Origin of the sequence: Streptomyces sp. NPDC048417, assembly GCF_040651615.1 — a bacterium.
Taxonomy (GTDB): Bacteria; Actinomycetota; Actinomycetes; order Streptomycetales; family Streptomycetaceae; genus Streptomyces.
Genome location: NZ_JBEZKI010000005.1, coordinates 112,265 through 124,070, shown reverse-complemented (window position 1 = coordinate 124,070; position 11,806 = coordinate 112,265). Strand labels below are relative to the sequence as shown.

Genomic DNA, 11,806 nt, shown 5'->3' with positions numbered 1-11,806 from the left:
AGCGGCCGTGTCCGTCGCCGAGGCGCGGTTCGAACGCGTCCCGGTCCGGCCTCGGGGCCGATTTCAGGGTTCGGCCAGGGTCATCCCGACTGCCGTTGCGGCGGCTCGGCCGTCACCATTGACTCATGACTGATCACGAGCACGCCGCGACGGGTCCGGGACCCGGCCCCGGCCCGCGGCCCGCCCCGGGCCCCGGGCCGTCGGATGCCGCGCCCGCCGCGACGGAGGCGAGCGGGACGGGCGCCACCGGGACGGAGGACGACGCCACCGACGCCGGCGCGCAAGCGGTCGCCGAGGCGCTCCCCAGGTTCCGGCGCGACCGCCGGCACAAGATGATCGCGGGCGTGTGTGCGGGGCTCGGGCGCCATACCGACCTGGACCCGGTGATCTTCCGCATCACTCTGGCCGTGCTGGCCGCGACCGGCGGCATCGGTCTCCTCTTCTACGGCTTCGCCTGGCTCTTCGTGCCCTACGAGGACGAGGAGGAGAACGAGGTCCGCAAGCTGCTGACCGGCCGGGTCGACGGGCAGGCTCTGGCGGCCGTGCTGTTCGCGCTGGTCGGCTGCGGAGTGCTGCTGACGATGATCAGGAACGGCGGGGTGCTGGCGTTCGCCGTCGTGCTCTCCGTTCTGCTGGCGGGCGCCGGGTACTGGTCACGGCGGCGGGACGCCCCGGACCCCGACCCGCTGGCCGCGCAGGCGGTGGCCGACGCCCCTCCCGAGGCCCAGGCGCCGCCGATCTCGATCACCTACCCGTCGTGGTGGCGCGACCCGATCGTCAAGGACGGCACGCATGTCGGGGGCACCGGCTATCTGTGGGGCCCCGGCGACGCCCGCGGCCGGGACGTCCCGGGACTCGACTTCCGGCTGAGCACCCCGTGGGTCCACGGCCAGGACACACGTGCCCGGCAGAGCGCGCCCCCGAGACCGCGCGGACCGCGCTGGATCGGCGGCTGGATCTTCCTGTTCGCCCTGCTGGCGGGCTGTCTGGGCACGGGCCTGACATGGGACACGCATCCGCTGGGCACCAGCCTCCAGGCCGGTCTGGCCGGCGCGCTGATCGTGTTCGGCCTGGGTACGGCGGTCAGCTCGTTCCTGGGACGCACGGGGGCCGGCTCACTGTTCCTGGCGCTCGCCACTGCGGGCCTCCTCGCGGCGGCGACAGCGCTGCCGTCCGACATCAGCACCCACTGGACGCGCGAGAGCTGGACCCCGGCCACGGCGGCGGAGGTGTCGCCGACGTACGACCTCGGGACGGGCGTCGCCACGCTCGACCTGACCCGTATACGCATCGCCCGGGGACAGACGGTGTCGACGGCCGCCGAGGTGGGGGCGGGACGGCTGAAGATCGTCGTGCCGGCGGACCTGACCGTGCGGATGAGCATCGACGTGGGGGTGGGCGACATCCAGTTGCCCGGTGACGACAAGAAGGACGTGGACGTGGAGCCCGGCAAGCACAAGGACGTGACGCTGCGGCCTACGGGCGGCGCGAAGAACACGGGCACGCTCGACCTGGATCTCCAGGTCGGCGCGGGACAGGTGGAGGTTAACCGTGCTGCGGCATGAGTTCCAGCCCGGGCGGCTGATCGTGGGTGTCTTCCTCACAGCGGCGGGAATCGCCTACGCCGGTGACGCGGGGGGCCTGTGGACGACCGAGTGGTTCGCGGTCATCCCCGTGATGGTGGTCGGCCTCTTCCTGGCAGGCGTGGCGGCGGCCCTGACCCGGGCGATACGCAGGCGCCGCCGCGCACCGGAGAACTAGCGGAGAGCGAGCCGGCGGGGTGCTAGCGCAGGCCCCCGGACCGGTGTCGGCGCCGGGCACGCAGCATCGCGTCCAAGGAGAGGTAGGGGGCGCCGGCCAGGACCAGGGGCAGCCAGGCCATCAGGTAGGCGAGGTCGTTGCCGTAGTAGTACGGGGAGTTGGCCCAGCTGACGGTCAGCCAGAGGCTGAGCGAGATCAGCGCACCGCCGAGGGCGGCCAGGCGGGCCAGCAGGCCGAAGAGGGTGCCGAGGCCGACGGCGAGTTCACCGATGGCGATCGCGGTACCGAAGCCGACGGGGTTCTTCAGGGCCAGGTCGACCAGGGCCGGGATCGCGGCGGAGTCGCGCACCCCGCGCATGGTGTCGCCGATCGAGCCGGAGCCGCCGGACTTCAGGAAGGCGCTGTCGGTCAGTTTGTCCAGGCCGGCGTAGATGAAGGTGACGCCGAGGAAGATCCGCAGCGGAAGGAGGGCATATCGGGTGGCGGTCTCGCGCAGGCCGCGATCGCCGTCCAGATACGGGGGGTGCGTGTCCGTACGAATGCCGTGAGTCATCGCCACTAGCCGCCTCTCGCCGCTGTACCCAGAGCCCCTCAACAGACCATACGTACGACAACCGCGACCCGCTCAATCCTCCTCCGGATATTTTTACGAATTTCGGTCGGTCTTCGTCACCCGGCCGAGGGCCCCCTCACCCGGCCCCCCGCCCGCGGATCCCCTCACCCGGTCCCCTTACTCGGTCACCTCCACCACGCACCGGTTGGTGGCCGCCCCGGCCGCTGTCACCACCTGGATCTCGACCCAGCCGGGTTCCACCTCGGCGGGCACGGGGACGGTGAGGACGCTGTCCGTGGGATTGCTGAAGCCGCCGGTGACGGGGACCAGGGGCACGTGGACGTTGACCGCGCCGACGCGGACGACCATGCGGGAGAGGCGGTCGGCGGTCTGGGCGCCGGGCGGGACGAAGCCGGTGCCGCGGATCTCGATGTCGTCGCCCGTACGGATGGGCGCGTCCAGGTCACCGGCCTCGCGGGCGCGGACGACGGAGAGGATGACCGGGCGGCCGCCCTCGGCGTACTTGCCGGCGAGATAGGTCGCGGCGGAGATCAGGACCACCGTCGCCAGGCCCCAGGGGAGGTCCGGGAGCTGGTCGGGGCGGCGGGCGAGGCGTACGGCGGCGAAGACGAGGGCGACGGCGCCGATCACGACGTACTGGATGTCGGCGAAGGTGCCCCGGCCGGAGTCGTCGGTGAGCAGGTCGGCCGCGCGGGGGCGGTGCGCGCGCACCTTCTGCAGGCGCTGGCCGAGGATGCGCAGGCCGACCACCCGGCGCACCAGGACGGCGATGCCGCAGACCACGGCGAGGACGGTCACCACACCGGCGCCGCGGGCGAGATCGAGGCCGGAGATGAGGGCGTCCCGGTCTGCGGGAGAGGAGGCGACGGCCAGGCGGCAGGCCAGGACGAGTACGGCGTAGGCGACGAAGAGGACCCAGGAGGCGGCCACGGTGCGGGAGGTGGACATGCGGTTGTCCTCGCCGATCACGGGGGCGAGCACTCCGCCGCGCGAGCGGTGGAACCAGGAGGCGGCGGTCAGCGTGAGGGCCACGGCCACGGCGGCGACCAGTCCGGCGGTGCGGGCGCTGGTCCAGCCGGCGCCGATCGCGGTGAGGGACTGGGCGAGCAGCATGATCACGACGGCCGCCCAGACCGTGCACGCGGTGCGCAGCCAGAGGCGGGCGAGCCAGGCCTCGCCCTCGGCGCGGCCGCGTTCGGCGACCACCTCGGCGGACTGGGAGAGTTCCTCGGAGACCCACTGCCGGGAGGCGGAGGCGGAGTGGGCCACCGCCGCGGGCAGCCCCTGTCCGGCCGCGAACTCCTCGCGTTTGAGGAGGAATTCGGCGACCGCCCGCCGGTGCCCCTCGCGTGCCCCGTGCGGACAGTCCCCGCACGCGCACCCGCCTCCGTGGACACCGGAACCGGCACCCTGCCTCGCCTCCTGCACCGCCACGCCCGACGCCCGCCTTCCCCACGCCCGGGGCACGACGCGCAGGGCCCTCCCCGGGGCCGGACAACGCCGTGCAAGTCCCTTGTGTCGAGAGCGAATTGTGCCCTACGCCACGCTGTTCGCGTTCAGCAGGTTGGTCACGACGGGTGAAGGTACGGCCGACAGGTTGACCCGGCTGCGAGAATTCCCCCATGGCCGAGATCATCCAGCGGGACGGGACCTGGGCCTTCGACGGCAGCACGGTCCGGATCACGCCGGGACGCCACCGCTCCGTGCCGCTGTTCCGGCAGACGTACGGGGAGATCGCCGTACCGCTGGAGGCGGTGTCGGGGGTGGTGTACGAGCCGGAGCGCAAGCGCGGGCGGCTGCGGATGCGGCTGCGCGAGGGCGCGGATCCGTTGCTGCAGGCGACGGGCGGGCGGCTGCCGGAAGGAGCGGATCCGTATCGGCTGACGGTAGAAGGGGACCGCTCGGGGGTGGCGGAGTACGTCGTGGCGGAGATCCGGCAGTCGCTGCTGCTGGAACAGATCCCCGCGGAGCCGACGAAGGCGTATCTGCTGCCGGGGCCGCCGGTGCCGGTGTCGGTGCGGTCCTCGGACGGCACGGTGTCGTTCGACGGTACGCAGGTGCGGATCGACTGGGCCGACACCTCCGACCGGGTCAAGCGGGCGACCGGGCCGCGCATCATCGGCATCGGCGACCTGGTGCAGGTGGAGTGGCTTCCCAACTCCGGCTACGAGGACGGCTTTCTGCGGTTCGTCACCCGGGAGACGGTGTTCTCGAAGCTGCCGGCAGAGCGCGACCCCTACGCCCTGGACCTGTGGGGCAGTGTCCGCCGCGATCTGCTGACGGCGCTGGTCGCGGCGGCGGTCACGGCCCGGCTGCCGCATCCCTCGACCCGGGCGGGCGCGGAGTACGCCGACCGGGACCGGCCCCCGGCGGCCGTGCCGCGCCAGTCGGCAGACCATCACGACATACTGCTGCGCAGGCTGCGGGAGTTGGGCGAGCTGCACCGGGACGGGGTCCTCACGGACGAGGAGTTCGCGCTGACGAAGGCGGCCGTGCTCAGGAGCTTCTGATGCCTCCAGTGCCGCGGCAGGCAACGTTCGCCCGTGCAGGGGCGGCGTCCGGCGCGTTCTCTGGGGGTCCCCCGGCCGGAGGCTGGGGGAGTGCCGGACGGAAGCCCTCGTACGGGATGTACTCGGGCTTCCGTCCGGTGCGGCGAGAGGGCGTGTCGGGCGTCGCGACGGGGCGAACGTCGCCTGTTGCGGCGCTAGCTCAGCAGGTCCGGTTCGGAGCGGCTGATGTCCTGCCACAGGGGCTGGTAGTTGATCCAGGCCACCAGGTCGCCGCCGAGCTGTTCGCGGGTGGCGACGGCGAGTTTGTGGTCGATGAGCAGCGGGCGGCCGGCGGCTTTGGCGGTCAGCTGGACCTGCGCGGACTTCTCCATCGACAGGAACCACCAGGCGGCCGCGTCCACCGAGTCGCCGACGGTCAGCAGCCCGTGGTTGCGCAGCACCAGCGCCTTGCGGGAGCCGAGGGCGCCGGCGATCCGGCGGCCCTCGTCGGCGTCGACGGCGACCCCGGTGAAGGCGTCGTAGAGGGCGTGGTCCTCGTAGAAGGCGCAGCTCTCCTGGCTGATCGGGTCGAGCAGGTCGCCGAGGGCGGACAGGGCGCGGCCGTGCACGGAGTGGCAGTGGGCGACGGCGACGACGTCCGGGCGGGCCGCGTGCACCTGGACGTGGACGGTGAAGGCGGCCTGGTTGACGTGGTAGCGGCCCTCGATCACCTGGCCGTCCTGGTTGGCCAGGACGAGGTCGCTGACGGTGACGTGCTTGAACGGCATGCCGAAGGGGTTGACCCAGAAGCAGTTCGAGTACTCGGGGTCGCGGGCGGTGATGTGCCCGGACACCCCGTCCTCGAATCCGGCCCGGCCGAAGATCCGCAGCGCGCCCGCGAGCCGTTCCTTGCGGTGCCGACGCTCGTCGTCGAGCGAGTCGTGCATCGGCGGCATCGCGAACCGGAGCTGATCGGTGGGCAGCGGCAGGGGCGGGGTCGGCCCGTGCATAGGTCCTCCAGCACTGGGTTTGTGTTACGGGCGGAAGTTACCGTCGGTCAGCGCAGGAAAACAGAGCTGTTCTGTAAAGATGACGCGCGCGAGCAAATCACGACAGAAGATGTCGGGTATCGGCAGCACCATGGCTCGTATGACACGTACAGCCCCCACGAGCGGAACAGCCGGTACCGACTGGGCGGCCTTCGTCGCCGCCGTGCCCGACCTGGCGCGCACCGTCGAGGAACGCTTCGCCGCCCACCGCCACCACGTCCTGGCCACCCTCCGCAAGGACGGCTCCCCCCGCACCTCGGGCCTGGAGGTCCGCTTCCTGGACGGCGGGCTCTGGCTCGGCATGATGCCGGCCTCGGTGAAGGCGCTCGACCTGGAGCGCGACCCGCGGTTCGCGCTCCAGGCCAATCCGGGGGACGGCACCGACATGGGCGGCGGGGACGTACGGATCGCCGGGCGGGCGTACGAGGTCGTGGATACGGCGGTGAAGGGGGCGTACATGGAAGAGGTGGAACCGCCGGAGCCGTTCCACCTCTTCCGTACCGAGCTGACGGAGGTGGTCAGGACCCGCGTCGAGGACGACACCTACCTGGTCGTCGAGATCTGGCAGCCCGGTCGGCCCCTGCGCACCGTCAGGCGCCGGTAGGCACTACTCCCACTCGATGGTGCCCGGCGGCTTCGAGGTGACGTCGAGGACGACCCGGTTGACGTCGCTGACCTCGTTGGTGATCCGGGTGGAGATCTTCGCGAGGACGTCGTACGGCAGGCGCGACCAGTCGGCCGTCATGGCGTCCTCGGAGGAGACCGGGCGCAGCACGATCGGGTGACCGTAGGTGCGGCCGTCGCCCTGGACACCGACCGAGCGGACGTCCGCGAGCAGGACCACCGGGCACTGCCAGATGTCACGGTCGAGGCCGGCCGCGGTCAGCTCCTCGCGGGCGATGGCGTCGGCCTCGCGGAGCAGGTCGAGGCGGTCCTTGGTCACCTCGCCGACGATCCGGATGCCGAGGCCGGGGCCCGGGAAGGGCTGGCGCTGGACGATCTCCTCCGGCAGGCCGAGCTCCTGGCCGACCATCCGGACCTCGTCCTTGAAGAGCTTGCGGAGCGGCTCGACGAGCTTGAACTCCAGGTCCTCGGGGAGGCCGCCGACGTTGTGGTGGGACTTGATGTTCGCGGTGCCGGTGCCGCCACCGGACTCGACGACGTCCGGGTAGAGCGTGCCCTGCACCAGGAACGCGACCTCGGGGCCCGCGTCCGCGATGATCTCGGCCTGGGCCTGCTCGAAGACCCGGATGAACTCGCGGCCGATGATCTTCCGCTTCGCCTCCGGGTCGGAGACGCCGGCGAGGGCCTTCAGGAACCGCTCCTGCGCGTCCACGACCTTCAGCTGGACGCCGGTCGCGGCCACGAAGTCCTTCTCGACCTGCTCGGTCTCGCCCTTGCGCATCAGGCCGTGGTCGACGTACACGCAGGTCAGCTGGGCGCCGATGGCCTTCTGGACGAGGGCGGCGGCCACCGCGGAGTCGACGCCGCCGGACAGGCCGCAGATGGCGCGCTTGTCGCCGACCAGCTCGCGGATCGCGGTGACCTGCTCCTCGATGACGTTGCCGGTGGTCCAGGAGGGCGTGAGCCCGGCACCGCGGTACAGGAAGTGCTCCAGGACCTGCTGGCCGTGCGTGGAGTGCATGACCTCGGGGTGGTACTGGACGCCGTAGAGCTTCTTCTCGTCGTTCTCGAAGGCGGCGACCGGGACGACGTCCGTGGACGCGGTGACGGCGAAGCCCTCGGGGGCGGCGGAGCAGGCGTCGCCGTGCGACATCCACACGTGCTGCTCGGCCGGGGTGCCCTCGAAGAGGGTGGAGGCCGGCTTGGAGACGTGCAGGTCGGTACGGCCGTACTCGCGGGCGCCGGTGTTGTCCACCGTGCCGCCGAGGACCTGGGCCATCAGCTGGAAGCCGTAGCACATGCCGAAGACGGGGACGCCGGCCTCGAAGAGCGCGCGGTCCAGGCGGGGGGCGCCCTCCTCGTACACGGACGAGGGGCCGCCGGAGAGGATGATCGCCGCCGGGTTCTTGGCGAGCATCTCGGCGACCGGCATGGTGCTCGGCACGATCTCGCTGTAGACCCGGGCCTCGCGGACGCGACGGGCGATGAGCTGGGCGTACTGCGCGCCGAAGTCGACGACCAGGACGGTGTCGGGGGTGGCGGCAGCGGGAGTCGCTGATGACACGGGGTGCCTTCCGGCGGTGGGGCGGGGGTCTGTGGTTACCGATTCTAACGGGGCGGGCGCGGGACACCCTGACGAGGTGATGTGGCATACTCGCCGCCATGCTCACGCAGACGACCTTCCTCTTTACCTATGGCAACCGGCCCGCCGGCTGCCATGGTCGTCACGCTTGAGCAACTGACAAGCGACTTCCCCAGGCGCCCCGGGCCGACAAGGTCCGGGGCGCCTGGTGTTTCTCCGGATCGTGCCGGCCCGGGGGTCTCCCGAGAACGACGAGAACGAGGAGCCCCCGACATGACCGCCAGCCCCACCGAGCAGCACGTCAGCCCCGCCGAGAAGACCGGTGCCCGTACCGCCGAGGCCGCCGACGTGATCACAGGTGCGCGGGAGCGCATCGACGCGCTCGACGACCGGATCATCGGTCTGATCCAGGAACGGATGGCGGTCTCCGCCGTCATCCAGGAGGCCCGGATCACCTCCGGCGGCCGCCGGGTGAGCCTGTCCCGCGAGATGGAGGTCCTCGGCCACTACAGCGAGGCGCTCGGCAGGCCGGGCACCTCCCTCGCCATGACACTCCTCGAACTGTGCCGCGGCCGCATCTGAGCGGGCGCACCCGAGTCGGTCGCATCCGAGTCGGTCGCATCCGAGTCGGGCGGACCTGAGTTCGGGCGGACCTGAGTTCGGGGCCTTCTCACCCGTACGGCGCGTGACCGGCACGCGAACCGCTTCGTTGGTGGGGTGTCCGTGTCAGCCAGGGGCGGGCCCGAAAGAACCACGCGTGGCTCACTGGAGCGATGAGGCGTACGGATTGTGCCGTGCGCCGTGGGACCTCGTTCCAGTCACGTGACCGGACGGCAGGGGACAGCAGCCCGGTCACACCAGAGACGGCCGGCTCCGGGGACGCCCGGGGCCGACCGGCGGAAAATTGCAAAAATGCATAAGGGCTGGGTCAAACGGTTGCGGAGGCCGCGTGCATCCAGCACGATGCCTAGAAGGCCCCCAAGGCCTTCACAGCTCCCAAGTCCCGGTTCAGGCAACGGAATTGCCGTGTGCCGACCGTCCGCCAAAGGTCGAGACCTGCCGTACGCCCCGAGTACGCCGGGGCGCCGACCCGGGACGCGGACGGTGACACAGGGCACAGAGACCAGCGGCGCAACCCCCCGGCGCCGCTCCCCGGCACCGGCGCTGCCCTGACGTCGGTGCTGACGGAAGAAGGGCCCCGCGGCTCCGTCCCGCGGGGCCCTTCGCCTGCCCGCAGACACCCGCAGACACCCGCAAAGAGGTCTACGGCTAGGTACGGCTCACCGTGCCGCACCCCTCCGGCTCGTTCCCGAGTTTCCGGCTGCGGTCGTACGGGTCGATCGACGGGCCGGTCGGGGCGGCGCTGCTCGTCGGCGCCTGGGACGGGAACTGCGGGTGCAGGTAGCCGTCGTAGATGTCGCAGGCCGAGTTGCCGGCGTCCTGGAGGTAGCTCCGCAGGGTCAGGCGGCCGGGGGTGACCTGGTAGTGCGCGGGGTCGGAGAGTTCGGTGTCGATGACCCGGCGCACGATGGTGCGGGCGACCTCGGTGGAGCCGTCGGCACGGACGACCGGGTAGACGAAGGTGAAGTCGGCGTGCACGGCCACGCCCTCGAACTTGCCCTTGGCGAAGGTGATCCGGCCGCGCGTCTTGACGACCTGGCCGGCCAGGTGCACGTCCTCGGTGTCGAAGCGGCTGAAGAGTGACAGCGGGTCGTGGGCCTTGCTCGGGGTGCGCAGTGCGGTGTTGAGCTCGTCGAGCAGGCGGGGCTGCTTGGGGTCGAGCACGGCGAGGGCGGCATCGGGGTGCGCGCCGGCCACGACCTCGGGGTTGAGGTTGGCGTCGACCAGCAGCTTCTTGGTCTGCTGGAGGGCCAGTTCGACGCGGTCCCTGGGGATCGAGCCGAGCGCGGTGGCCTTCGGCAGCACGATGCCGTCCGCGCCGTCGGCCCAGCGCAGCGCCGGGGAACCGGCGAACGGGCGGGCGAGGGTGGGGGTGTCGGCGGCTACCGCGGACGGCGGCGCGGTCGGGGCGGTGGTCTCGGCGGGGAGCGTCGAGGTGGCGGTGTCGGTACCGGAGGACGAGCCGAAGGGGTCGCCGGGGATCAGCGAGGGCCGCATGGCCACGACGGCCACGGCGATCGCCACCGGCAGACCCACGACCGCCCAGATCTTACGGCGCCGGGCGGCCCGCCCCTCCATCTCCCGCCAGGCCGGCCCGGTCCGCCAACCCTCGGGCTCCTGACGGCCCTTGAGCCGCTGGGTCACCTCACGGGCGCGGGCGGATGGCTCCTTCGGAGCGGACTTGCGGATGTCGCGCTCGGTGTCGCGAATGAACTGTTCCCACACCTCATCGGGTATGGAGGAGGACGACGACGGTTCGTCCCCCGACGACTGCTCGGACCGTCTGTCAGACATGACACTCTCTCGTTCGGCCGTTCGACGGGGGCGAGAATAACCATGCGACCCGCCGTGGACATGCCCACCCCTGCGGACGCCCTGAAGTGACGACCGTCACATAAGAATCCCGTGAAGGCGGAGGCAACCATTCACAGGATTCGCGGGTCACTTCACCGGAACCAGCGGTTACATCCGTCTGCCGCACCTAATCACGGGGGTCCTCATGAAGCTTCGCCGCGCCATGGCCGCGGCAGCCGCCACGGCTGTCATCGCGCCGATCGCCCTGCTGTCCGCACCGGCCGCCTTCGCGGACGACGAGCCCTCCACGCCCGCGTCCGAGTCCGCGCCGAGCGAGATCCCGAGCGACTCCGCGTCGGCCTCCCCGTCGGACTCCGCCGCGCCGAGCGACAGCGCCTCCGCGTCCGAGTCGGCGTCCGAGTCCGCTTCGGCGTCCGCCTCGCCCAGCGACAGCGCGAGCGCCAGCGCGTCCGCCTCGGCCGAGCCGTCCGATTCGGCGGAGCCCAGCGAGGACCCGTCCGACCCGGACGTCCCGTACTGCGAGGACCTCGACGAGGACTTCGGCAACGCCAAGGTGTCCGCCGACATCAAGGGCCTGCCCGGCAAGATCGTCGCCGGTGACGGCTTCCACGGCTTCAAGCTGGTCGTGACCAACGAGTCGAAGACCGACATCGAGGGCGTCGCCTTCTACGCCGAGATCGAGAACTACGAGCTCACCGAGTCGAAGTACCTCAGCCCGTACGTCGACCTGGAGTTCAAGAACCCCGACAGCGGCTCCTGGGACCGGATCGGCAGCGACGACTGGGCCGGCGACTACTTCTTCTACGTCGAGAAGCTCAAGTCCGGCGCGAGCCGGTCGGTCGACCTGCGCGTCTCCATCGACGCCAAGGCGCCCGCCGGTGACGCCTACTCCTTCGGCTCCGGCGCCTACCTCGACAAGGTCGACGGCCAGGACTGCATCGCCGAGGGCTGGGCCCAGTACGACTTCACGGTCCTCAAGGCCGGCTCGTCCAACCCTGACCCGGGTACGGCCACGCCGAGCGACGACGGCGGCAAGGACTCCGTGAAGAGGCCGCAGGGCGAGGTCTCCGACCTGCCGACCGGCAACCTCGCCGAGACCGGCTCCAGCTCGGCGCTCCCGGTCATCGGCCTGGTCGGCGGGGTCGCCGTCGTGGCCGGCGCCGGTGCGGTGTTCGTGGTGCGGCGCCGGAAGGCCGGGGCGGCCGCATAGCCATGTGAACGAGGTCGCGCGGACCGTCGTCGTACGGCGGCCGCGCACACCGGACGAAGAGGGACCTGGGCTCGGAGGGGG

General features: G+C 71.5%; 11 protein-coding genes. 6 read left to right on the top strand and 5 right to left on the bottom strand.

The features are described from left to right. Window positions 1-125: 125 nt before the first annotated feature. Both AB0D59_RS09660 and AB0D59_RS09655 read left to right on the top strand, forming a co-directional pair. Window positions 126-1,565 carry a PspC domain-containing protein gene (locus AB0D59_RS09660; protein WP_362562916.1) on the top strand — a complete coding sequence of 480 codons (1,440 nt, stop codon included), beginning with the start codon at window positions 126-128 and terminating at the stop codon, window positions 1,563-1,565. Next, on the top strand, window positions 1,552-1,761 hold the full coding sequence (locus AB0D59_RS09655; protein WP_362562915.1) for a hypothetical protein: 210 nt from the start codon (window positions 1,552-1,554) through the stop codon (window positions 1,759-1,761). The genes AB0D59_RS09660 and AB0D59_RS09655 overlap by 14 nt, the downstream gene beginning before the upstream one ends. A gap of 22 nt (window positions 1,762-1,783) precedes the next feature. On the opposite strand, the gene AB0D59_RS09650 is transcribed toward AB0D59_RS09655, so the two are convergent. After that, a complete protein-coding gene (locus AB0D59_RS09650) occupies window positions 1,784-2,314 on the bottom strand; it encodes a DoxX family protein (protein WP_362562913.1) in 531 nt (176 codons plus the stop codon). Between the two features lie 177 nt (window positions 2,315-2,491). Then, window positions 2,492-3,769 carry a hypothetical protein gene (locus AB0D59_RS09645; RefSeq protein ID WP_362562911.1) on the bottom strand — a complete coding sequence of 426 codons (1,278 nt, stop codon included), beginning with the start codon at window positions 3,767-3,769 and terminating at the stop codon, window positions 2,492-2,494. Window positions 3,770-3,957: 188 nt separating this feature from the next. On the opposite strand from AB0D59_RS09645, the gene AB0D59_RS09640 reads away from it, so the two are divergent. Beyond that, the gene (locus AB0D59_RS09640; protein ID WP_362562910.1) at window positions 3,958-4,845 is read left to right on the top strand and encodes a DUF4429 domain-containing protein; all 888 of its coding nucleotides are present in this window, start codon (window positions 3,958-3,960) and stop codon (window positions 4,843-4,845) included. Window positions 4,846-5,039: 194 nt separating this feature from the next. On the opposite strand, the gene AB0D59_RS09635 is transcribed toward AB0D59_RS09640, so the two are convergent. Next, window positions 5,040-5,834, bottom strand: a complete 795-nt coding sequence (locus tag AB0D59_RS09635; protein WP_362562907.1) for a class II aldolase/adducin family protein — start codon at window positions 5,832-5,834, stop codon at window positions 5,040-5,042. Window positions 5,835-5,973: 139 nt separating this feature from the next. Here AB0D59_RS09635 and AB0D59_RS09630 point away from each other — a divergent pair, with 139 nt between their 5' ends. After that, a complete protein-coding gene (locus AB0D59_RS09630) occupies window positions 5,974-6,477 on the top strand; it encodes a pyridoxamine 5'-phosphate oxidase family protein (protein WP_362562904.1) in 504 nt (167 codons plus the stop codon). A gap of 3 nt (window positions 6,478-6,480) precedes the next feature. On the opposite strand, the gene guaA is transcribed toward AB0D59_RS09630, so the two are convergent. After that, window positions 6,481-8,061, bottom strand: a complete 1,581-nt coding sequence (gene guaA, locus AB0D59_RS09625) for a glutamine-hydrolyzing GMP synthase (protein ID WP_362562902.1) — start codon at window positions 8,059-8,061, stop codon at window positions 6,481-6,483. A 291-nt stretch (window positions 8,062-8,352) separates the two neighbouring features. Between guaA and AB0D59_RS09620 the strand changes: the two genes are divergently transcribed. After that, window positions 8,353-8,661 (top strand): chorismate mutase, encoded by a 309-nt coding sequence (locus AB0D59_RS09620; protein ID WP_362562899.1) that lies wholly within the window; start codon window positions 8,353-8,355, stop codon window positions 8,659-8,661. A 687-nt stretch (window positions 8,662-9,348) separates the two neighbouring features. On the opposite strand, the gene AB0D59_RS09615 is transcribed toward AB0D59_RS09620, so the two are convergent. Further along, window positions 9,349-10,494, bottom strand: a complete 1,146-nt coding sequence (locus tag AB0D59_RS09615) for a hypothetical protein (RefSeq protein ID WP_362562897.1) — start codon at window positions 10,492-10,494, stop codon at window positions 9,349-9,351. 205 nt (window positions 10,495-10,699) lie between these two features. Between AB0D59_RS09615 and AB0D59_RS09610 the strand changes: the two genes are divergently transcribed. Beyond that, a complete protein-coding gene (locus AB0D59_RS09610; RefSeq protein ID WP_362562894.1) occupies window positions 10,700-11,725 on the top strand; it encodes an LAETG motif-containing sortase-dependent surface protein in 1,026 nt (341 codons plus the stop codon). Window positions 11,726-11,806 lie beyond the last annotated feature (81 nt).